The sequence below is a fragment of the Mycolicibacterium sp. XJ870 genome, assembly GCF_053483975.1.
In genome coordinates this window covers 133,348-154,051 of sequence record NZ_JBEFTI010000004.1, presented here as the reverse complement: position 1 = coordinate 154,051, position 20,704 = coordinate 133,348, and the positions used below count along the sequence as shown (strand labels likewise).

Below are 20,704 nucleotides of genomic sequence, written 5' to 3'. Positions count from 1 at the left end.
ACCTACCTCGGGGACAGCAGTTCGGGCGCACCCGCACGCGAGGACGACAAACCAGCCTGCGCCGGAACGAACGCGGGATCGCTCCCGAGGTCGATCTGGCGGTTGTCGGCGTCGACGAACACCACCCGCGGCTTGTAGGTGCGAGCTTCGGCATCCGCCATCACGCCGTAGGCGATGAGGATCACCAGATCGCCAGGGTGGATGAGATGGGCTGCGGCACCGTTGATTCCGATCACCCCGGTGCCGCGATCACCGGTGATCGCATAGGTCACCAGGCGGGCGCCGTTGTCGATGTCGACGATCGTCACCTGCTCACCTTCGAGCAGGTCGGCGGCTTCCATGAGGTCGGCATCGATGGTTACCGAGCCGACGTAGTGCAGGTCGGCCTGCGTCACGGTTGCGCGGTGGATCTTGGACTTCAGCATCGTGCGCTGCATCAGTTTCTCCAAGGAAGTTCGTGATTGTCGTCGGAGGAGACCCGGGGATGCCCGTCGATGCCGGCGGATGCTCCGACATCGATGGCGATGTTGTCGAGCAGGCGGGTACGTCCCAGCCGTGCGGCGATCAGCAGTCGGGCCGAGCCCTCGCGCGGCGCTTGGCCCAGCATAGGGTCGCGGACCTCTAGGTAGTCCACCTTGATGGCGGGAACCTCGTCGAGCACCGCCCTTGCGGCGTCCACCGCCGCGTCCGCCCCGCCGGCCGCGGCGTACTTGCCGGCCAACAGCGCTGCCGACAGTGCGCCGGCCTGCTCGCGCTCGTCGGTATCGAGGTAGCGGTTGCGCGAGGACAGCGCCAGCCCGTCGGACTCCCGCACGGTGGGCACCCCGACGACCTGCACGTCGACGTTGAGGTCGGCGACCATCTGCCGGAGCAGCGCCAACTGCTGGTAGTCCTTCTCGCCGAAGTAGGCGCGATCCGGCCGCACAATCTGGAACAGCTTCAACACAACCGTCAGCACTCCGGCGAAATGCCCTGGGCGCGAGGCACCTTCGAGTTCATCACCGAGCGGACCCGGGTGCACCGAGGTACGCGGCCCCTCGGGATACATGGCGGAGCCGGTGGGGGTGAACGCGACCTCGACACCTTCGGCCCGCAACACGGCAAGGTCGTTCTCGAGGGTGCGCGGGTAAGCGTCGAGATCCTCGTTCGCGCCGAACTGGAGCGGGTTGACGAAGATCGACACCACCACGACCGCGCCGGGCACCTTCTTGGCGGCCCGGACGAGAGTGAGATGACCCTCGTGCAGGGCGCCCATGGTGGGTACCAGGGTCACCCGTCGCCCGGTGGCGCGTAGTGCCCGGGTGACCGCGGCGACGTCGCCGGGTGCGGAGTAGACGTTGAGCTCGCCGGGGTTGAATTTCGGCAATCTGCCGCTGGCCATCATTGACTCGCTTCCGCCAGCACCGCGAAGACGTCCTCGGGTGCGTGGGCACGCTGGGCAGTGCGTAGTGAATTGGCCCGATACGACTGTGCCAGTTGAGGATCCAGCTCCCGAAGGGCATTCAGGTGGACGGCGACGGCTGCCGCGTCGCCGCGCGCCACCGGGCCGGTCAGTGCGGCCTGCCCACGCTGCAGCGCGTTCTGGAGCGCGGCCTGGGCCAGCGGGGCCACCACCCGTTCGGGCAGGCCACCCGGGGTGTCGCCGACGAGTTCCTGGCCGAGGAGTTCCTGACCGCGCAGCGATGTCCGCAACACATCGACCGCGTCCAAGACCAAGGTGACCAGGTGATTGCTGGCATGCGCCAGGGCGGCGTGGTACTGCGCCCTGGCGTCCTCACGCACCCGGAACGGCTCGCCACCCATCTCGAGCACGAGGGATTGGCCGATCGCGTAACCGACCTCATCGGCGGCTGTCACTCCGAAGCACGTGTCGGGCAGCCGCGCGATGTCCTCGTCCGAGCCGGTGAACGTCATCGCCGGGTGGATCGCCAACGGGATACAGCCCTGCTCGGCCAACGGAGCCAGCACCGCAACGCCATTGGCACCCGAGGTGTGCGCCACGATGGTGCCCGGCCGGACCGCGCCGGTGCTGGCCAAACCGGAGACCACCCCGGCCAGTTCAGCGTCGGGAACAGTGAGAAGCAGCAGTTCGGCACGCTTGGCGACGTCGTGGGCGGGCAGGATCGCGGTGTCGGGCAGCCAACGTTGCGCCCGCAGCCGAGAAGCCTTCGAGATGGCGCTGCACGCCACCACCACGTGTTCGGCACGCTCCAGCGCATAGCCGACCGCGGTGCCGACCCGACCAGCCGAAATGACGCCGACAGTGAGCCGCGCCGGACGCAAACCGTCAGGGGGGCACCACCCGCTTGCGGGGGACTGCTCCATTGCAGAAGACCTCAGGTTGAAGTGGTTTCATCCGTTCCAGTCCCGCACTGCGGGTACCGGACGGTTGCCACGAGACTAACTCACTCGTCTCGACGTCGGCGACGCCCGCCTCCGGTCGGGGCCGCCTGGAATCTTGCGAGCAACTCGGCCGCCGACTGGCCGTCGGCGTGCTGACCACTGGGTTCCTCAGTGCTGCGGTGCCGTGGAGGCGGTGGAGTGGGTTCGGTCGCCAACACCGGGGCCGGCTGCGCAGGGGTGCCGGGCCGGGCAGGCTCGACGCCCTCAGAAGGGGCAGAGTGGCGGCCGCGGAGCGGTTCGGCGGACATCACCGGAGCCGGCGGGGCCGGCTCTGAAGGTGGCTCGGCAGGCGGAGTCGGTGTGGCGGGTTCGGCTGCGGCGGACTCCCGAGCCCGGCGCCGACCGACATATTCGGCCGAAGAACCGTTCGCCGATGTCGGCGACGGCGAGGGCGAGGGCGAGGGCGAGGGAGCCGTCCAATTGCTACCCGGTGCACCCGCGGGGAGCCACTGCCCCTCGGCGGGTGCCGGCTCCCACCCGGTCGCGTCGGGTTCGGAGCGTGGCGCGTCGATGGTCGGAGATGGCTGCAACGGCGGGATGGGCGGAGCCGGTGGGGGTGGCGCCCAGGCCGAAGGCTGCGGTTCGGGCTTGCGGGCCGCGGGCTGCGGTTCGGGCTTGCGGGCGGCCGGTTCTTGCTGACGGGCCGCCGGTTGCGGTTCCTGCCGGCGCGCGGCCGGTTGCGGTTCCTGCTTGCGCGGTGGTTGCTGCACCTCGTCCTGCCGACGCCGGCGCCGTTGCTGCTCCGTGGGTGGCGACGGGAATCGGTGTGCTCCGCCGGCCGATGACGTCCAGCCGTTCTCCGGCGGGTGCGGCTCGGCCGGGACGTCGATGATGGGGCTCTCCTCGGTGCGCAGCATGCGGATGTCGGTGGCTTCGACATCGCGCACGTCCGGCACGTCCAACCGGCTGGCGGTGACGCGTCCGGCGGTGCGCACGGCGTTCCTGTCGGTTTCGATGGCCGGCCGGTGTGCGAGGTCTGTGTCGAACAAGATTTCCAGATTGGCCCGCAAAGCGGTCAGCTCGGCGCGCAGTGCAGCAACCTCGTCGGCGGCCTGAGCCCGAAGCTCGGAGGCCAATTCGCGGCGCAACTGCGTCTCGACGGTCAGCTCGTATTCGCGTCGAGCCGAAATCTCGCGGTCCAACTGCAGGTCGTAGACCAATTTCAGGTCCCGCGCCTTGGCCTGGTCGAGGTCACTCTGGCGGCGATAGATGACGGAGACGAAGGCCGCCACCACGGCAGCCCACAGCGCCAGGATGACTGCTAATTTCAGCAACTCAACACGGTCGGTGAACACCAGCGCTGAGCTCGCCAGAATGGCGAGCACCAGCAACACCGTCAAGAGCAGCCAGCCTGGCCTTCGGCCGCCGCGCCGTGGCCGACCACCGCGGGGCAGAACGGTCATGGGCCGACTGTACCCGCCACAGGTCACCTAGCGTGTCGACCGGCGCGGCGATTCGGCGGTCCAGGTTTCACGTCCGTTTACTCGGGTGCAGCCTCACCGTTGTCCGGCGGCTCCTCCGGAGACTTGCAGCAATGCTGTAACCACAGCCCGGCGATTGCCAGCGCCAGCGCGCTGACGGCGGCTACCACCACGCCAGGGGTATCCACGCCGGCAACTCTCATCGTGGCGCGTTTCGGCAAGAGGTACATCAGCACACCGATCCACCAACCCGCCACCAGAGCGCCCACCCAGGACGACGCCTTGGCGATCACCACCGAACGGGCCACGGCAAGTGGATGCAGGCGGCCCCCGCCAACCCCGATCTGCCCATCTTTGATCTTGGCGCGCACGTAGAAGGCCCAACCCGCCTCGGCGATTGCGACAGCAAGCAACGACAGCCCGGTCCACACGGTGATCGGTGGGAACCAGCGGTAGAGCAGGACCACCAAGAGGTAGCCCAGCACGGCGGCAACGACCGCCGCGCCTGCGAGGTCACGCTTACGGGTCGGCCCCATCAGTCCTCGGTTCGCAATCCGAGCACGTAGTCGGTGAGCCTGACTCCGGCCCGCTCGGCCGGGTCGATCTCGGACAGCAGACGCTGCACCGGACGCGATTCACCGGCCACTGTCAGCGCGGCTTCCGGGTCCACCGCGAGCCACGGAATCAGCACGAACGCGCGCAGGTGAGCCAACGGATGCGGCAGCGTCAGGCCGTCGTCACGTGAGATCACCTCGACATCACCGGCATGGCAGGTGACCAGGTCGACGTCGAGCGTGCGAGGGCCCCAACGCTGGCCGCGCACCCGTCCGGCCGCCTCCTCCAACTCCTGGCCGCGCCGTAACCAACCATGCCCGTCCAGCTCCGGATCATCGGCGATGAGCACCGCGTTCAGGAACGGTCCCTGATCCACGCCGCCCCAGGCGTCGGTCTCATACACCGGCGACACCGCTCGCACTGCGGTGCCGAGCCCGTCGAGCACGGACTGCAGCCGCGCGAGCCGGTCGCCGAGGTTCGACCCGATGGAAATAACCACTGAAGTCACTTCGTGCTCCTCGACCGCCTGGCCACCACCGCGACATCATCGAACGTCAACGGGATTGGCGCACTGGGCTTGTGGACGACGACCTCGACCGCGTGCAGTCGCTCGTCGGACATGATGCCGTCGGCTATCTCGGCCGACACCGTTTCGATGAGGTTGCGCGGCGGGCCCGCGATGATGTCGGCGGCACGCTGGGCCAGGGCACCGTAGTCGAGAGTGTCGGAGAGCTCATCGCTGGCGGCCGCGGCCCGCAGATCCAGCCACACCGTGATGTCGACGATGAAATCCTGACCGTCGGCGCGTTCATGGTCGAAGACGCCGTGATTGCCGCGAACCTTCAAGCCGCGCAACTCGATTCGATCAGCCAACCCGACCTCCGGACTCCCATGCCTCGACCACTTTCAGCGCGTCGACCGAGGCCACCACATCGTGTACGCGAACTCCCCATGCCCCGTGCAGGCCGGCGAGCGCCGAGATCACCGCGGTGGCGGTTTCCCGGCCGTCCGGCGGGCGCGGCGTACCGTCGGCGCCGGCGAGCAGGGTACCGAGAAAGCGTTTGCGTGACGCCCCGACCAGAACCGGGATCCCGGTGGCCACCAGATCCGGCAACGCCCGCAGCAACGCCCAATTGTGTTGGGCGGTCTTGGCGAAACCCAGACCGGGGTCGATGATCAGCCGGTCGGCATCGACGCCCGCGGCGACCGCGGCGTCCACCGCCGCGAGCAATTCGGCGCGCACCTCCGCGACCACGTCGCCGTAGCCGGGCACCTCGTGTGGGAGTGCCGAACCCACCGACCGCCAATGCATCAGCACCCACGGCACTTTTGCGTCGGCCACCAGGGGCGCCATGTTGGGATCGGCCATCCCCCCGGACACGTCGTTGACGATCTGCGCCCCGCTCGCCAGCGCCGCCTTCGCCACATCGGCATGCATCGTGTCGATGCTGACGGTAATCCCCTGGGCGGCAAGCTCACTGATCACCGGAGCGACGCGGGCGGCCTCAACTTCCGGATCGATCCGGGTGGCGCCTGGCCGGGTGGACTCACCCCCGACGTCGATGATCGCGGCACCCGCTGCGGCCAGCGCGAGGCCGTGCTCCACGGCACGGTCACGGTCGAGGAACTGTCCACCATCGGAGAACGAATCGTCGGTGACGTTCACGACGCCCATGACCTGCACGCGCGTTCCTCCAGCGGCCATCGGGCTCAGTGAATTCACTTGCGCAGGATGAGTTCCAGCGCCTCGGCTCGAGATGCCTTGTCGGTCTTGAACTGTCCGCGCACCGCCGAGGTGGTGGTGATCGCGCCGGGCTTGCGGACCCCGCGCATGGCCATGCAGAGATGTTCGGCCTCCACCACCACGATGGCGCCGCGCGGGTCGAGCTTGCGCATCATCGCATCGGCGATCTGCGCGGTCAGCCGTTCCTGCACCTGAGGTCGTTTCGAGTACAGGTCGACCAGCCGGGCGATCTTCGACAACCCGGTCACCCGGCCGTCCACGCCGGGGATGTAGCCGACGTGCGCCACCCCGTGGAACGACACCAGATGATGTTCGCACGTGGAGTACAGCGGGATCTGCTTCACCAGCACGAGTTCGTCGTGCCCCTCGTCGAAGGTGGTGTTGAGCACCGCGTCGGGGTCGGTGTACAGGCCGGCCATCAACTCCTTGTAGGCGCGCGCGACGCGCGCCGGGGTGTCGACAAGACCCTGCCGGTCCGGATCCTCACCGATCGCGATGAGCAGCTCACGCACAGCCGCCTCAGCCCGTGGTTGATCGAACACCCGGTTGACCGTTGCTGAGTTGTTGTGATGCTCACGCAGCGATCGCGTCATCGAAGCCTCCGTTTCGGATCAGCCGTGAGCCGGCGGATTGGACCGGTCTCCTGTGTGACCACCGTCCTGGCCGGGTTCCTCCGAAGCACCGGAGGGATGGCCGGGATGCGGGTAGGGCTGATACGGGTACGGCTGAGGCTGTTGCCATCCCGACGGATGTGGTGGGGGATACCAATACCCCTGCTGCGGCTGGTGTCCCGGCTGCTGCTGCGGCTGCGGCTGCTGCGGTGGCGGTGGCCAGCCGGGGGCGTGCCAGCCCGCGGGCGCACCGTAGTCGGGCTGGGTGGGTCCGGCGGGCGCGCCGTTGGTCGGCGCCCCGTTGGTCGCAGCGCCGTTCTGCTGGGTGCCCTCTGCTTCACGGCTTGCCTGCGCGATGGCGGCCTTGAACGCCGGCTCGGGAACCGGCGGCGGCCACGGCTCGCCACGCTCGATCGCCAGCTCGCCGGGGGTCTTGATCGGCGGCTTGTCCGACGGCACCCGACCACCGAAGTCGTCGAACATCGTCAAGCGCGGACGCTTCTTCACGTCGCCGAAGATGGCCTGCAGCTCGGCGCGGTGCAGCGTTTCCTTCTCCAACAGCTCGCCGGCCAGCGTGTCGAGAACGTCGCGGTACTCGGTGAGGATCTCCCACGCCTCGGTGTGCGCAGCCTCGATCAGCTTGCGGACCTCGTCGTCGATGATCTGTGCGACCTCGTGGCTGTAATCGGCCTGAGTACCCATCGTGCGGCCCAGGAACGGATCGCCGTGCTCGGTGCCGTAACGGACCGCACCCAGCTTGGAGCTCATGCCGTACTCGGTGACCATGGCACGCGCGATCTTCGTGGCCTGCTCGATGTCGGACACCGCACCCGTGGTGGGCTCGCGGAACACCAACTCCTCGGCGGCGCGGCCACCCATCGCGAACACGAGGCGGGCGATCATCTCCGAGCGGGTCATCAGACCCTTGTCGTCCTCGGGAACGGCCACCGCGTGGCCGCCGGTGCGGCCGCGGGCCAGGATCGTCACCTTGTAGATCGGTTCGATGTCGGGCATCGCCCAGGCGGCCAGCGTGTGCCCGCCCTCGTGGTAGGCGGTGATCTTCTTTTCGTGCTCGCTGATGATGCGGCTCTTGCGGCGGGGACCACCGACGACGCGGTCGACGGCCTCCTCGAGCGCGGGCCCGGTGATGACGGTGCCGTTCTCGCGGGCGGTCAGCAGCGCCGCCTCGTTGATCACGTTGGCCAGGTCGGCGCCGGACATGCCGACGGTGCGCTTGGCCAACCCGTCGAGATCGGCGTCGGGTGCGACGGGCTTGCCCTGCGAGTGCACGCGCAGCACCGCGCGACGGCCGGCCAGGTCGGGGTTTGACACCGGGATCTGACGGTCGAAGCGGCCCGGTCGCAGCAGCGCGGGGTCGAGGATGTCGGGCCGGTTGGTGGCGGCGATGAGGATGACGCCCTGGCGTTCGCCGAAGCCGTCCATCTCGACCAGCAACTGGTTCAGCGTCTGCTCGCGTTCGTCGTGTCCGCCGCCCATACCTGCGCCGCGCTGACGGCCGACGGCGTCGATCTCGTCGACGAAGATGATGCACGGGCTGTTCTGCTTGGCCTGCTCGAACATGTCGCGCACGCGCGAGGCGCCGACGCCGACGAACATCTCGACGAAGTCCGAACCGGAAATCGTGAAGAACGGAACCTCGGCCTCACCCGCGACCGCGCGGGCCAGCAGGGTCTTGCCCGTTCCGGGCGGGCCGTAGAGCAGCACGCCCTTGGGGATCTTGGCGCCCAGCGCCTGGTACCGCGACGGGTTCTGCAGGAAGTCTTTGATCTCGTAGAGCTCCTCGACCGCCTCGTCGACACCGGCGACGTCGGCGAACGTGGTCTTGGGCATGTCCTTGGACAGCTGCTTGGCTTTCGATTTACCGAAGCCGAAGCCCATCCGGCTGCCACCCTGCATGCGCGAGAACATGACGAACAAGCCGACCAGCAGCAACAGCGGCAACATGTAGATGAGCAGCGAGCCGAGCACGCTGCCCTGGTTGACGGTGGTGCTGTACTTGATGTTCTTGGCGTCCAGCTGATCGGCGAGCTTCACCGCGTAGCCGGTCGGGTACTTGGTGAGTACCTTGTCGCTGCTCTCGGTGTCACCGTTGCCGCTCTTGAGATCCAGCCGCAGCTGCTGCTCGCGATCGTCGATCTGGGCGCTGTTGACGTTGTCTTCGTTGATCTGAGTCAACGCCACTGAGGTGTCGACGGGCTTGTAGCCGCGGGTGTCGTCACTGAAGTAAAAAAACGACCAGCCCAGCAACAACACAACCGCGATGACGGTCAGCGTGCGGATAACATTTTTCCGGTTCATCGATAATCGGCCTTCGACGGCCTGGTCCTTCCGATATGCGCAGCCGGGCAATTTACAAGGCTACCGCTAGACCAACGTCCGGTAGTTCCCGACGGTGTCTAGCCCCCCGGCGGCCCGCTGTGCTTGGGTGAGACCGTGATCACACCAACCGAACGGTTAGTCGATACGAACGGCGTGACGTTGCGACTGACGGAGGCGGGTGAGCGTGGCAATCCGGTGGTCGTGCTGGCCCACGGATTCCCCGAACTCGCCTATTCGTGGCGACATCAAATCCCGGTGCTGGCCGAGGCCGGCTATCACGTCCTGGCGCCCGATCAGCGCGGCTACGGCGGCTCGACGAAGCCCGAGGCCATCGAGGACTACAACATCGTGGAGCTGACCGCCGATATCGCCGGGTTGCTCGATGATGTCGGCGCGGAGAAGGCCGTGCTCGTCGGCCACGACTGGGGCTCACCCGTCGTGACCAATTTCCCGCTGTTCTTCCCGGACCGGGTCGCCGGCGTGGCGGCGCTGAGCGTTCCGCCGCTACCCCGCGCCTCGTCGCCGCCCACTCGGACCTGGCGCAAGATCTTCGGCGACAACTTCTTCTACATCCTCTATTTCCAGGAACCCGGCGTCGCCGACGCCGAACTCGGCGGCGACCCCGCCCGCACCATGCGCCGAATGCTCGGTGGCCTGCGCCCCACCGGTGACGAGTTCGCCGCACAGCGCATGGTCGCGCCCGGGCCCGAAGGCTTCATCGATCGCCTGCCCGAACCCGACGGCCTACCGGACTGGATCACCGCCGACGAGATCGACCACTATGTCGAGGAGTTCACCCGCAGCGGGTTCACCGGCGGCCTGAACTGGTACCGCAACTTCGACCGCAACTGGGAGCTGACCGAGACCACCCCGGCCGAGACCATCACCGTGCCGACGCTCTTCCTCGCCGGCAGCGCCGACCCGGTGCTGAGTTTCACCCCGCGCGACCGGGCACGTGAGGCGGCCACGGGCGACTACCGCGAAGTGCTGCTCGACGGGGCCGGCCATTGGTTGCAGCAGGAACGACCCGACGAGGTCAACGCCGCGCTGCTGGAGTTCCTCGGGAGCGTGAAATGACGAGGCCGCTCAACTTCGGGGTGTTCATCACGCCGTTCCACCCGGTCGGTCAATCACCCACGACCGCACTGCAATACGACATGGATCGAGTCGAGGCGCTGGACCGCCTCGGATACGACGAAGCGTGGTTCGGCGAACACCACTCGGGCGGTTACGAACTCATCGCCTGCCCGGAAGTTTTCATCGCCGCTGCCGCGGAACGGACAAGGCACATCCGGCTGGGCACCGGCGTGGTGTCGCTGCCGTATCACCACCCGTTGATGGTGGCCGACCGTTGGGTGCTGCTTGATCACCTCACCCGCGGCCGGGTGATGTTCGGCACCGGACCGGGGGCGCTGCCGTCGGACGCCTACATGATGGGCATCGATCCGGTCGACCAGCGCCCGATGATGCAGGACTCCCTTGAGGCGATCCTGGCGCTGTTCCGGGCCGCGCCCGACGAGCGTATCGACCGCAAGACGGACTGGTTCACCCTGCGCGACGCGGCGCTGCACATCCGGCCCTACACCTGGCCATACCCGGAAATCTCCACCGCGGCAATGGTTTCGCCGTCCGGTCCCCGACTCGCCGGCCAGCTCGGCACGTCGCTGCTTTCGCTGTCGATGTCGGTCCCCGGCGGTATGGCCGCACTCGAGACCACCTGGGACATCGTCGGTGATCAGGCCGCCAAAGCCGGCAGGCCAGAGCCCGATCGCAAGGACTGGCGGGTGCTGGGCATCATCCACCTCGCCGACACCCGCGAGCAGGCCATCGAAGATTGCACCTATGGCCTGCAGGATTTCGCCAACTACTTCGGCGCGGCCGGGTTCGTGCCGCTGTCCGACAAGGCCGAGGCCGCTGACTCAGCGTACGAGTTCGTGGAAAACTATGCGTCCAAAGGTAATTGCTGCATCGGAACCACAGCCGACGCGATCACCTACATCCAGGATCTGCTGGACCGTTCCGGCGGTTTCGGCACCTTCCTGCTGCTCGGGCATGACTGGGCCCCACCTGCGGCGACGTTCCACTCCTATGAGCTGTTCGCCCGCGAGGTCATCCCGCACTTCAAGGGCCAGCTGACCGCGTCACGCGCATCGCACGACTGGGCCAAGGGCATGCGCGACCAGCTGCTCGGCCGGGCCGGGCAGGCGATCGTGAACGCCATGACCGAGCACACCGCGGAAACATCGAAGGAGGGCAGGAGCTGATGCGCGCCGCAGTGCTGCGTGGCGGTCGGATGGTCGTGCGCGACGACGTGCCCGAACCGGTTCCGGGACCCGGTCAGGTCCTCGTCGACGTCAAGGCATGCGGAATCTGTGGCTCCGACCTGCATTTCGCCAAACACGGTGAGGAGATGCTTGCGGTCGGGGCCCAGGTGGAGGGGCTGCCGGATATCAACGCCGGCATCGACCTGTCCGGCGACATCTTCATGGGCCATGAGTTCAGCGCCGAGATCCTCGACGCCGGGCCTGCCACCGAGACGCATCCGCCCGGAACCCTGGTGACCTCCGTGCCGGCACTGATATCGCCGAGCGGTGTCGAGATGATCGTCTACAGCAACACCACTGTCGGCGGCTACGCCGAACGAATGCTCCTCTCGGCTCCGCTGCTGCTGCCGATACCCAACGGGCTCGACCCCAACCGCGCGGCGCTCACCGAGCCGATGGCCGTCGGACTCCACGCGGTCAACGCGTCGCGCATCGAGCGTGGCGAGACCGCGCTGGTCGTCGGCTGCGGCCCGGTCGGCATCGCGATCATCGCCGCCCTGAAGTTGCGCGGGGTGGAAACCATTGTGGCGTCTGACTTTTCCTCGGCACGTCGCGAGCTCGCGGCCACCATGGGGGCGCACGTCACGCTCGACCCGGCCGAGGACTCACCGTTTCACCGGTCCACACCCAAGGTGGTCTTCGAAGCGGTCGGCGCACCGGGCATCATTGATGACGTGCTCCGGCGCGCGCCGGTGGGTGCCCGGGTGGTGGTCGCCGGGGTGTGCATGCAGCCCGACACCGTGCACCCGTTCTACGCGATCGCCAAACAGATCAACATCCAGTTCGTGTTCGGCTACGACCCGGCCGAATTCGCAAGCTCATTGCGGGCCATCGCCGAGGGCGAGATCGACGTCGCCCCGATGATCACCGGCTCAGTGGGACTGGACCAGGTGGGCGGCGCATTCGACGAACTCGCCGACCCCGACCGGCATTGCAAGATCCTCGTGACGCCCTGAGCGGCCGGTAGGGTTCCTGGAATGCCGATCGCGAAAACGAAGTTGCTCGTCGTCGCCGTGGCGGGTCTGATCGCCGCCGTACTGACCGGTTGCGACGCGGCCTCGGGTCCCGCCGCGGGTGGATCGACCGAGCCCCGGCAGGTCACCGTCGTCGGATCCGGCCAGGTGCAGGGCGTCCCCGACACCCTGACCGCCGACGTGGCGATGGAGTTCCTGGCCCCCGATGTGTCCGGCGCGCTCAACCAGTCCAGCCAGCGCCAGCAGGCGGTGATCGACGCCGTGGTCGGCTCCGGCATCGACCGCAAGGACATCAGCACCACGCAGGTCAGCGTGCAGCCCCAGTTCGCGCCCGACGCTGCCGGCAACGGGGCGATCACGGGCTACCGGGCCAGCAACGCAATCCAGGTCAAGATCCGCGACACCGCCGAGGCGTCGAACACGCTGGCGCTCATTGCGAGCACCGGCGGGGACGCCACCCGGATCAACTCGGTGGCCTACTCGATCGAGGACGACTCGGATCTGGTGCGCGACGCGCGCGCTCGGGCTTTCGAAGACGCCAGGGACCGCGCCGAGCAGTACGCCGAACTGTCCGGCCTCGGCCTCGGGAAGGTCATCTCGATATCCGAGGAGTCCGGCTCCACTCCGCCCAGGCCGATGCCGCGGGCGGCCATGGAAGCGGTGCCGCTGGAGCCCGGTCAGCAGACGGTGGACTTCTCCGTGACGGTGGTCTGGGAACTCAGCTGAGTCAGGACGTGTAGACCTTCGGGTCGAGCATGCCGATGTAGGGCAGGTCGCGATAGCGCTCGGCGTAGTCCAGGCCGTAACCGACGACGAACTCGTTCGGGATGTCGAAACCGACGTAGGCGACGTCGATGTCGGTCCGGACCGCGTCAGGTTTGCGCAGCAGCGTGCACACCCGCAGTGAGCGCGGGCGGCGCGTGGCGAGATTACGCAGCAGCCAGGACAGCGTCAGCCCGGAGTCGATGATGTCCTCGACGATCAGCACGTCGCGGTCGTTGATGTCGCGGTCGAGGTCTTTGAGGATCCGCACCACACCCGACGACGAGGTCGAGGACCCGTACGAGCTGACCGCCATGAACTCCAGCTGGGTGGGCAGCGGAATGCTGCGCGCCAGATCCGTGACGAACATGACCGCGCCTTTGAGCACGGTGATCAACAGCAGGTCGTCGTCGCCGAGGTCGTCACGGTAGTGATCGGCGATCATCTCGGCGAGCTCGGTGGTGCGCGTCCGGATCTGTTCCTCGGACAGGAGCACCGACTTGATGTCCCCCGGATACACCTCGGCAGATTCGGCAGCCACGTGCACAGCGTGCCATGTGATGGGGCTGCTGACCAACGAGACCGGACGAGACCAGAGGAGACCGGGGTTCGACGTCTACTGAACCTGCTCGATGTGCAGGGCCAACACCCCATCCCGGCGGGCCGCGATGAGCCGCTGCCTGCGCAGCGTGGACCCCACGGCCACCCCGCCCTGCCCGCGCCAGCCGGTGACCAGCCGGTCCACCCCACGAATCTGGGTGTCCGTCAGGTCGGTGGCGCCGCCGGAGCGCAGCCAGCCGCGGATCACGCGCCGCCGCACGGCGTCGGGCAACCCGGTCAACGCGGCGATATCCAGGCCGCCATCAGTCCTGGCCGCCTCGTCGAGCGTGCGCTGCGCGAGCTCGTCGAGGGTGTCGGTGTCCTCCCGCAGCGCGGTCGCCGTGCGGCACAGCGCCTCGGCCACTCCCCCGCCCAGGACCTCCTCCAGCAGCGGCATGACGTCGAGGCGCAGCCGCGTCCGGGTGAACCGCCGCTCGAAGTTGTGCGGGTCATGCCACGGCTTGAGGCCGAGTTCGTCGCAGGCCGCGTGGGTGACCGAGCGTCGAACGCCCAGCAGCGGCCGGTGCCACGGCGGGTCGTGCGGGCGCATCCCGGCGATCGACCGCGGGCCCGATCCGCGACCGAGCCCGAGCAGGACCGTCTCGGCCTGGTCGTCGAGGGTGTGGCCGAGCAGCACCGGCGCCCCGTCGCGGGCGGCCTGCAGCGCGGTGTAGCGGGCCTGGCGGGCGGCGGCCTCCGGACCGCCGGCGCGGCCGACCACCACCGGAATAACCTGTGCTGCAGCACATCCCACTGCGAGTGCCTGCTGGCGCGCCGTCTCGGCCACCGCGCGCGAGCCTGACTGCAACCCGTGCTCGACGATCAGCGCGGTGGTGGGCCGGTCCTGTGCGGCGATCGCTGCGAGCGCCAGCGAATCCGGGCCGCCGGACAGCGCGACGCACCAGCGGTCGTCCTCGATCTGCGCTCCGAACGCCGTCACCGTCCGCTGCAGCGTCGCTACAGCACCCGATCGATCCATCGCTGCGGTTCGTCGATTTCACTTGGTAGCGGCAGACTTTCGGCATTCGACCAGACGGTGTTGAAGCGGGTCATCCCGACGTTCGACACCACGTGGTCCACGAATGCCTTGCCGCGCGTGTATTGACTGAGCTTGGCGTCGAATCCCAGCAGTGCCCGCACCAGGCGTTGCACGGGTGGCTGCTTGCGTTGTCTGCGCTGGTCGAAACGGCGTCGAATGGTGTTCACCGACGGGACGACCGCCGGGCCCACCGCGTCCATCACATGGTCGGCATGACCTTCGAGCAATGTGCCCAGCACCAGCAGCTGATCCAGCGCACGGCGCTGCGGCTCGGCCTGAACAGCACGCATCAGACCGATGACTCCGCTCGAATTCGGTTCCGGGGGATCGCCGTTGCGCTGACTGCGGACATACTGCGAGAGTCGGCCGATGACCGCCGCGACATCCTCGCCGCCGTCTGCGGTGAGCACCGCCAGGGCCTGGGACATGTGGTCGGCGAGCCATGGATTGGCCCGGAACTGCACGCGATGGGTGACCTCGTGCAGACACACCCAGAGCCGGAAATCGGCTGGGGAGACCCGCAATTGGCGTTCGGCCGAGATCACGTTGGGATACACCAGCAGCAGCTCGCCGCCGTCGGGGCCGAACGGATCGTATTGGCCGAGGATGCCCGAGGAGATGAAGGCCAGCACCGCGCCGGTCTGTGCGCCGGTGACCCGTCCGGTGATGAAACCGGGTTTCTCACCGTTGTCGGTCGCCCCACCGGTCATGACCTTCATCGAGCGGGTCGCGGCCCTGATCCATTCGGGACGGTCGACGATGCGGGCCTCGGGCAGCTCGGCTCCCTCGTTGAGGCCCGTCACCTCACGCACCGGGAGTTCGGCGGCCCGGGCACTGTCGGCCAGCTGCTCGACGGCCTGACGGCGGGTGTAGTCGGTGGCTGCCGGAGCCGGCCTGGCCAGCTTCGCCCCGACCGTCGCGGCGAACTCCCAGTCGACGGCCCGGCCCGCTGTCATGGTGGGGCTACTCATGTGCCACATCCGCATGAACGCAGGACGGCGGCCAGTCCGTCGATCGCGGTGCGGCCGGTCGGACCGGCATAGTTCGAGATCAACGCGAACGTCAGCACCCGGCCGTTCTTGTCGGTGACGATCCCGGCCAGGGCGTTGGTGCCGGTCAGGGAGCCGGTCTTGGCCCGCAGCCAGCCTGCGGCGGCCTTACCGCCTTCGGTGTCCAGGTAGCGGTTGGACAGGGTGCCGCTGCCGCCCGCGATGGGCAGGAGGTCGACCAGGGGCCGCAGCGCGGGTTCGGTTTGGCCGGTCGCGGCGTTGACGATCTCGTCGAGGGTCTGCGCGGTGAGCCGGTCGTCCACGGACAGACCGCTGGCGTCGACGAGGTCGGCACCCGAAGTGTCGATCCCGATGCTGTCCAGTTGGTCCAGCACTGCCTCGACGCTGCCCTCGAAGCTCTGTGGCTGATTCAGTTCGTCGGCGACTTCACGGGCGATCGACTCGGCCATCACGTTGTCGGATTCGTTCATCATCTGCCGCAACCGCTCGATCAGCGGGGCGGACTGCACTTCGGCGATCTGCCTGCCACCGGTCAACCCGGAAGGCATCAGCGTCACGGACTCGGGTTCGACCTTCAGGGCAGCGGCCAGGGCGCGGCCGGCGTCCAGCGCCGGGCTGATGGACCGCTTGGATTCCACTGTCACCGGTTGGATGCGGCCGCCGTCGAGCATCACCGACTCGATCGGTGCGATGTCGCCGAACCCGATGTCGGCCGGATCCCAGCCGGGAGCCATCGTCGGCCCGCTGTAGGCGCTGGTGTCCACGCGCACGGTGGTGACCCGGACCCCGCTCTGCCTCACCTGGTCGGCGAGGTCGCTGATCCGGGCCGCACCCCTGTACCAGGTATCGGTGTCGGCGGGGGCCGCCGAGAGCGTGGTGTCGCCGCCGCCCTTGAGCACCACGAGGCCGGGTTGGTCGTCGGAAGCCAGCACGGTGGTGGTCAGCCTGGCGTCACGGTCGAGCGTGAGCAGTGCGGCCGCGGTGGTGAGCACCTTGTTGACCGATGCGGGCTGCATGGGCACGTCGGCGTTCTGCTCCCAGAGCTCGGCACCGGTGTCTGCATCGGTGATCCGGCCGGTGACGACGCCGAGGTTGGGATCGGCCAGGGCGGGCACCAACGCGGCCGCCAGGCCGCTTTCGGTGGGCGTGGGTGCCGAAAAGTCGACCGGGATGACACCCGGGCTGGCAGTCGCGGGCGGCGGCGCGGGCGCGACCGCCTGCGCGTCGCTGGACCGGTGCCCGGTGAGCACGGCAGCCGCCGCGACGACGGCGGCGACCAGCACAATGACCGCGACGCCTACCGCCACATGGGTGGACCGCCGCCACCGAGTGGGCCGCATGTTTCTCCTGCTCTCGACTGGACCGGGGAAGCCACCCCGCTGCGCCAGCCTATCGCTCCATTAGGGTTGACCCGCGTCGTCGCACCGACGACCCCAGACTGACCGCAGATGCGAAGGAGCCGCGACGGTGGAGTTCGACGTCGTCATCGAGATCCCAAAGGGTTCACGCAACAAGTACGAGGTGGATCACGAGACCGGACGGGTGAAGCTCGACCGCTACCTCTACACCGCGATGGGGTACCCGGCCGATTACGGGTTCTTCGAGAACACCCTCGGCGAGGACGGCGATCCGCTCGACGCGCTGGTGCTGCTGCCCGAGTCGGTGTTCCCGGGCTGCGTGGTGGAGGCCCGCCCCGTCGCGATGTTCCGGATGACCGACGAGGCCGGCGGCGACGACAAGCTGCTGTGCGTGCCGGCCGGCGACACGCGCTGGGACCACATCCAGGATCTGGGTGACGTGTCGCAGTTCGAGCTCGACGCCATCAAGCACTTCTTCGTGCACTACAAGGACCTGGAGCCCGGCAAGTTCGTCAAGACCGCCGACTGGGTGGGCCGCGAAGAGGCCGAAGCCGAGCTGAAGCGCTCGGTGGAGCGGTTCAAGAGCTCAGGTCATTGATCCGGCCTGATTTAGCCTCGCCGTAACACGGGGTAACCCCGCTGTCCTATGCGGCTCCGATGATGTCCATGTGTTGATGCATCAGGGCATGGGGCTCGAGGCGTACAACGCATTGCCGCTACGCCGGGCCGTGCACGCGGTGTACGAGTGCTGCTACAGCGTGCCGATGGCCGCTGATCTTGCCCGCGGCCGTCCGTACTCACGTCACGACGCGTTGTTCCGGCAGGCCGACACGCTGTTGTTCAGCCTCGGCGAGCATTCGATCGACAAGATCCTGCAGGCCTACCCGTGCGTGGTCCGGGATTGCGACGCGCAGGCAGGCGCCGAGTTGGATCGGGCCACCAAGAGCTACGTCGAACAGTTCGGGTTCGGCTTCGTGATGTACGTCGCCGGATCCTGCGCCCACGACGTCATCGCCACGATCCACGACCGGCTGCACAACGACGACGAGACCGAACGCAAAGTGGTCCGCAACGAGATGGCCAGGATCAACCGCACCCGGCTGGAGCGGATGCTGGGACCCGAGGGTGGTTTCTACAACTGGTGATTCGCGGCCCGGGGCGTCGAGAATGCACTCAGGGACAAGATCCCGCCGATTTTTGTCCCTGAGTGCAATCTCGGGTCTCAGCCGGAGTTGCGCACCAAATTGCGCAACGGTTCGCCCCGATCCAGCCTGACGATGTTGGCAGCGATGTCGCCGGCCCGGCCGGCGAACGTGTTGGTGGTGACGCCCGATACGTGCGGGGTCATCAAAACGTTCGGCAGGGTACGGAACGGCATCCGGCCGGGGCTGCCGTAGCCGGTTGAATCCGGATACCGGTACCACACGTCGATCGCTGCCGCGGCGATCACACCCGTCGAAAGCGCTTCGTACAGATCCGATTCCACCACCAGTGGACCCCGGCCGACATTGATCAGAACTCCGGCCGGTCCGAGCGCGCGCAGTTCTTCGACCCCGATCATGCCGACGGTCTGCTCGGTGAGCGGCGCGCAGACCACGACCAGTTCGGATTCGGTCATCAACTGTCCCAGCCGGCTCGTGTCGCCGGCCCACGCCAGGCCTTCCGCCGAGGCATCGAGGTTGCCGCTGCCGGTGACTGCCATACCGTCGGCCCCGAAGGCGCGCAGCAGATTCCAGCTGCTCCGGCCGATGTGCCCGAACCCGATGAATCCGACTTTCGCACCCTGCAATGAGCTGCTCTGCCCGATCGACCGGTCGTAACCCGGGGTGGCCCACCTGCCCGTGCGTAGCGCGCGGTCCTGCTCAGGCAGGTGCCGCCGCAGCAGCACCGCCACTGCCGCGACGTACTCCGCGATCGATTGCTCGTGGTGAAACGTGTTGGCCACCAGTACGTCCGGAGCCAGGTGAGAGAATGCGATCTTGTCGGTGCCTGCACCGTTGACATGCACCAGGCGCAACTTGCCTGCCGCGGCGGCCATCTCGGCGGTGAACCGACTGCCGACGAAGACGTCGGCGTCGGGAAGGTCGTCGAGCACCCCGCTGTCACCGGGAGTGTGCCAGCACACGGTTGCGGCTGCGGGCAGTGCGGCTTCCAGCCTCGCGCGGTGCGGCACCAGGTAGGAATCGGCCACCACAATCTTGGCGATTCTCATCTCAACCCCGTTGCAGCGCAGGGCGTTTGCTGTCGAACTTCCAGCCGGGAATCAGGAACTGCATGGCTGCCGCATCGTCGCGCGCGCCGAGCCCCTTGGCCAGGTACAGCTCGTGGGCCGCGGCCACGCGTTCGTCATCCAGCTCGACGCCCAGACCGGGCACGGCGGGCACATCGAGGTAGCCGTCGACGATCCGATAGGGCTGCTTGGTGATGCGCTGGCCATCCTGCCAAATCCAGTGGGTGTCGATGGCGGTGATGTTTCCGGGCGCGGCGGCCGCGACATGGGTGAACATCGCCAACGAAACGTCGAAATGGTTGTTGGAGTGCGAGCCCCAGGTCAACCCCCAGGCATCACAGAGTTGCGCGACGCGCACCGAGCCGCTCATGGTCCAGAAGTGTGGATCGGCGAGCGGGATGTCTACGGCGCCGGAGCGAATTGCGTGTCCCATCTCGCGCCAGTCGGTGGCGATCATGTTGGTGGCGGTCGGCAGGCCGGTGGCCCGTTTGAACTCGGCCATCACCTCCCGGCCCGAGAACGTGCCCTCCGGACCGACCGGATCCTCGGCGTAGGCCAGCACATCTGTCAGCTGCCGGCAGGTGTCGATGGCATCGGCAAGCAGCCAGCCGCCGTTGGGGTCCAGGGTGATTCGGGCGTCGGTGAACCGTTCGGCCAGTGCGGTGACGGCCTTGGCCTCATCGGCTGCGGGCAGAACACCGCCTTTGAGCTTGAAGTCGCGGAACCCGTAGCGCGCCCGGGCCGCCTCGGCCAGCCGCACCACGGCCTCCGGCGTAAGTGCCTCGTCGTGGCGGATACGCAGCCAATCATCGGCGCCTGCCGGCTCGTCGGCGGCCGACTGGTACGGCAGGTCGGTGCGGTTGCGGTCACCGACGAAGAACAGATAGCCCAACGCCTGCACCCGGTCACGCTGTTGCCCGTCACCCAGCAGTGCTGCAACCGGCACCCCGAGGTGCTTGCCGAGCAGATCCAGCAGTGCTGATTCCACCGCGGTGACGGCATGGACGGCGACCCGCAGATCGAAGGTCTGCGCACCGCGGCCGCCGCTGTCACGATCGCCGAACTCGCGCCGGATGCTTGCCAGGGTGGCGTGGTACTCCCCGATCGACCTGCCCTCGACCAGCGTCCGGGCGTCGTCGAGGGTGCGCCGGATCGCCTCGCCGCCCGGCACCTCCCCGACCCCGGTGTTACCGGCGGAGTCCTTGAGGATCAGCAGGTTTCGGGTGAAGAACGGTCCGTGCGCGCCGCTGAGGTTCAGCAGCATGCTGTCGTGTCCCGCGATCGGGACCACCGTCATGTTCGTGACGACGGGGGTTTCTGTGCTCATGACGTA

Annotated in this window: 22 protein-coding genes; 6 read left to right on the top strand and 16 right to left on the bottom strand. The window is 67.9% G+C overall.

The genetic code is table 11. The features are described from left to right. Window positions 1-2: 2 nt before the first annotated feature. The 10 genes from panD to ftsH form a co-directional block, all read right to left on the bottom strand. Window positions 3-437 (bottom strand): aspartate 1-decarboxylase, encoded by a 435-nt coding sequence (panD, locus tag ABQF30_RS17945; RefSeq protein WP_448466167.1) that lies wholly within the window; start codon window positions 435-437, stop codon window positions 3-5. Next, window positions 437-1,381, bottom strand: a complete 945-nt coding sequence (gene panC / locus ABQF30_RS17940; protein ID WP_448466165.1) for a pantoate--beta-alanine ligase — start codon at window positions 1,379-1,381, stop codon at window positions 437-439. The genes panD and panC overlap by 1 nt, the downstream gene beginning before the upstream one ends. Then, window positions 1,381-2,325, bottom strand: coding sequence for a Rossmann-like and DUF2520 domain-containing protein (locus tag ABQF30_RS17935; protein ID WP_448466163.1), 945 nt, complete (start codon window positions 2,323-2,325; stop codon window positions 1,381-1,383). Before ABQF30_RS17935 ends, panC begins: the two co-directional genes overlap by 1 nt. Before the next feature lie 80 nt (window positions 2,326-2,405). Continuing rightward, window positions 2,406-3,806, bottom strand: coding sequence for a DUF6779 domain-containing protein (locus ABQF30_RS17930; RefSeq protein WP_448466161.1), 1,401 nt, complete (start codon window positions 3,804-3,806; stop codon window positions 2,406-2,408). 77 nt (window positions 3,807-3,883) lie between these two features. Beyond that, entirely contained in the window at window positions 3,884-4,360 is a 477-nt protein-coding gene (locus ABQF30_RS17925; RefSeq protein ID WP_448466159.1) for a DUF3180 domain-containing protein, read from the bottom strand. Next, window positions 4,360-4,887, bottom strand: coding sequence for a 2-amino-4-hydroxy-6-hydroxymethyldihydropteridine diphosphokinase (folK, locus tag ABQF30_RS17920; protein ID WP_448466157.1), 528 nt, complete (start codon window positions 4,885-4,887; stop codon window positions 4,360-4,362). Before folK ends, ABQF30_RS17925 begins: the two co-directional genes overlap by 1 nt. Then, complete coding sequence (gene folB / locus ABQF30_RS17915) at window positions 4,884-5,252, bottom strand: dihydroneopterin aldolase (RefSeq protein WP_448466155.1); 369 nt, start codon at window positions 5,250-5,252, stop codon at window positions 4,884-4,886. The genes folK and folB overlap by 4 nt, the downstream gene beginning before the upstream one ends. Then, a complete protein-coding gene (gene folP / locus ABQF30_RS17910; RefSeq protein ID WP_448466597.1) occupies window positions 5,245-6,084 on the bottom strand; it encodes a dihydropteroate synthase in 840 nt (279 codons plus the stop codon). Before folP ends, folB begins: the two co-directional genes overlap by 8 nt. A 14-nt stretch (window positions 6,085-6,098) precedes the next feature. Continuing rightward, entirely contained in the window at window positions 6,099-6,716 is a 618-nt protein-coding gene (gene folE / locus ABQF30_RS17905; protein WP_448466153.1) for a GTP cyclohydrolase I FolE, read from the bottom strand. 18 nt (window positions 6,717-6,734) lie between these two features. Then, on the bottom strand, window positions 6,735-9,053 hold the full coding sequence (gene ftsH, locus ABQF30_RS17900; protein WP_448466151.1) for an ATP-dependent zinc metalloprotease FtsH: 2,319 nt from the start codon (window positions 9,051-9,053) through the stop codon (window positions 6,735-6,737). A gap of 135 nt (window positions 9,054-9,188) precedes the next feature. On the opposite strand from ftsH, the gene ABQF30_RS17895 reads away from it, so the two are divergent. Genes ABQF30_RS17895 through ABQF30_RS17880 form a run of 4 tightly spaced genes read left to right on the top strand, consistent with a single transcriptional unit; the run spans window position 9,189 to window position 13,098 of the window. Continuing rightward, window positions 9,189-10,151, top strand: a complete 963-nt coding sequence (locus ABQF30_RS17895; protein WP_448466149.1) for an alpha/beta fold hydrolase — start codon at window positions 9,189-9,191, stop codon at window positions 10,149-10,151. Next, window positions 10,148-11,338 (top strand): LLM class flavin-dependent oxidoreductase, encoded by a 1,191-nt coding sequence (locus ABQF30_RS17890; RefSeq protein WP_448466147.1) that lies wholly within the window; start codon window positions 10,148-10,150, stop codon window positions 11,336-11,338. Before ABQF30_RS17895 ends, ABQF30_RS17890 begins: the two co-directional genes overlap by 4 nt. Next, complete coding sequence (locus tag ABQF30_RS17885; RefSeq protein ID WP_448466145.1) at window positions 11,338-12,354, top strand: zinc-binding dehydrogenase; 1,017 nt, start codon at window positions 11,338-11,340, stop codon at window positions 12,352-12,354. The genes ABQF30_RS17890 and ABQF30_RS17885 overlap by 1 nt, the downstream gene beginning before the upstream one ends. A gap of 21 nt (window positions 12,355-12,375) precedes the next feature. Further along, window positions 12,376-13,098: an SIMPL domain-containing protein gene (locus tag ABQF30_RS17880; protein WP_448466143.1), complete on the top strand. Its 723-nt coding sequence runs from the start codon at window positions 12,376-12,378 to the stop codon at window positions 13,096-13,098. 1 nt (window position 13,099) lies between these two features. On the opposite strand, the gene hpt is transcribed toward ABQF30_RS17880, so the two are convergent. From hpt to dacB, 4 genes are all read right to left on the bottom strand, one after another. Continuing rightward, complete coding sequence (hpt, locus tag ABQF30_RS17875) at window positions 13,100-13,675, bottom strand: hypoxanthine phosphoribosyltransferase (protein WP_448466141.1); 576 nt, start codon at window positions 13,673-13,675, stop codon at window positions 13,100-13,102. Between the two features lie 75 nt (window positions 13,676-13,750). After that, entirely contained in the window at window positions 13,751-14,713 is a 963-nt protein-coding gene (tilS, locus tag ABQF30_RS17870; protein ID WP_448466139.1) for a tRNA lysidine(34) synthetase TilS, read from the bottom strand. Next, window positions 14,692-15,744: an Rv3626c family coenzyme F420 biosynthesis-associated protein gene (locus tag ABQF30_RS17865; RefSeq protein ID WP_448466137.1), complete on the bottom strand. Its 1,053-nt coding sequence runs from the start codon at window positions 15,742-15,744 to the stop codon at window positions 14,692-14,694. Before ABQF30_RS17865 ends, tilS begins: the two co-directional genes overlap by 22 nt. Next, window positions 15,741-17,123 (bottom strand): D-alanyl-D-alanine carboxypeptidase/D-alanyl-D-alanine endopeptidase, encoded by a 1,383-nt coding sequence (gene dacB / locus ABQF30_RS17860; RefSeq protein ID WP_448466135.1) that lies wholly within the window; start codon window positions 17,121-17,123, stop codon window positions 15,741-15,743. The genes ABQF30_RS17865 and dacB overlap by 4 nt, the downstream gene beginning before the upstream one ends. Before the next feature lie 127 nt (window positions 17,124-17,250). Here dacB and ABQF30_RS17855 point away from each other — a divergent pair, with 127 nt between their 5' ends. Further along, window positions 17,251-17,739 carry an inorganic diphosphatase gene (locus ABQF30_RS17855; protein ID WP_448466133.1) on the top strand — a complete coding sequence of 163 codons (489 nt, stop codon included), beginning with the start codon at window positions 17,251-17,253 and terminating at the stop codon, window positions 17,737-17,739. A gap of 76 nt (window positions 17,740-17,815) precedes the next feature. Further along, on the top strand, window positions 17,816-18,286 hold the full coding sequence (locus tag ABQF30_RS17850) for a 2-oxo-4-hydroxy-4-carboxy-5-ureidoimidazoline decarboxylase (RefSeq protein WP_448466595.1): 471 nt from the start codon (window positions 17,816-17,818) through the stop codon (window positions 18,284-18,286). A gap of 77 nt (window positions 18,287-18,363) precedes the next feature. Here ABQF30_RS17850 and ABQF30_RS17845 read toward each other — a convergent pair whose 3' ends face one another. Then, window positions 18,364-19,353, bottom strand: a complete 990-nt coding sequence (locus ABQF30_RS17845) for a 2-hydroxyacid dehydrogenase (protein ID WP_448466131.1) — start codon at window positions 19,351-19,353, stop codon at window positions 18,364-18,366. A 1-nt stretch (window position 19,354) separates the two neighbouring features. Further along, entirely contained in the window at window positions 19,355-20,698 is a 1,344-nt protein-coding gene (locus ABQF30_RS17840) for an enolase C-terminal domain-like protein (protein WP_448466129.1), read from the bottom strand. Between the last annotated feature and the right edge of the window lie 6 nt (window positions 20,699-20,704).

Bases quoted from the DNA above. Each gene is read 5' to 3' on its own strand.
- tilS (WP_448466139.1), bottom strand. From the start codon at position 14,713: ATGGATCGATCGGGTGCTGTAGCGACGCTGCAGCGGACGGTGACGGCG.
- ABQF30_RS17845 (WP_448466131.1), bottom strand. From the start codon at position 19,353: ATGAGAATCGCCAAGATTGTGGTGGCCGATTCCTACCTGGTGCCGCAC.
- ABQF30_RS17880 (WP_448466143.1), top strand. From the start codon at position 12,376: ATGCCGATCGCGAAAACGAAGTTGCTCGTCGTCGCCGTGGCGGGTCTG.
- ABQF30_RS17865 (WP_448466137.1), bottom strand. From the start codon at position 15,744: ATGAGTAGCCCCACCATGACAGCGGGCCGGGCCGTCGACTGGGAGTTC.
- folP (WP_448466597.1), bottom strand. From the start codon at position 6,084: ATGGCCGCTGGAGGAACGCGCGTGCAGGTCATGGGCGTCGTGAACGTC.
- panD (WP_448466167.1), bottom strand. From the start codon at position 437: ATGCAGCGCACGATGCTGAAGTCCAAGATCCACCGCGCAACCGTGACG.
- ABQF30_RS17935 (WP_448466163.1), bottom strand. From the start codon at position 2,325: ATGGAGCAGTCCCCCGCAAGCGGGTGGTGCCCCCCTGACGGTTTGCGT.
- ABQF30_RS17840 (WP_448466129.1), bottom strand. From the start codon at position 20,698: ATGAGCACAGAAACCCCCGTCGTCACGAACATGACGGTGGTCCCGATC.
- ABQF30_RS17885 (WP_448466145.1), top strand. From the start codon at position 11,338: ATGCGCGCCGCAGTGCTGCGTGGCGGTCGGATGGTCGTGCGCGACGAC.
- dacB (WP_448466135.1), bottom strand. From the start codon at position 17,123: ATGCGGCCCACTCGGTGGCGGCGGTCCACCCATGTGGCGGTAGGCGTC.
- ABQF30_RS17925 (WP_448466159.1), bottom strand. From the start codon at position 4,360: ATGGGGCCGACCCGTAAGCGTGACCTCGCAGGCGCGGCGGTCGTTGCC.
- ABQF30_RS17930 (WP_448466161.1), bottom strand. From the start codon at position 3,806: ATGACCGTTCTGCCCCGCGGTGGTCGGCCACGGCGCGGCGGCCGAAGG.
- ABQF30_RS17850 (WP_448466595.1), top strand. From the start codon at position 17,816: ATGCATCAGGGCATGGGGCTCGAGGCGTACAACGCATTGCCGCTACGC.
- ABQF30_RS17890 (WP_448466147.1), top strand. From the start codon at position 10,148: ATGACGAGGCCGCTCAACTTCGGGGTGTTCATCACGCCGTTCCACCCG.
- ftsH (WP_448466151.1), bottom strand. From the start codon at position 9,053: ATGAACCGGAAAAATGTTATCCGCACGCTGACCGTCATCGCGGTTGTG.
- panC (WP_448466165.1), bottom strand. From the start codon at position 1,381: ATGGCCAGCGGCAGATTGCCGAAATTCAACCCCGGCGAGCTCAACGTC.
- folE (WP_448466153.1), bottom strand. From the start codon at position 6,716: ATGACGCGATCGCTGCGTGAGCATCACAACAACTCAGCAACGGTCAAC.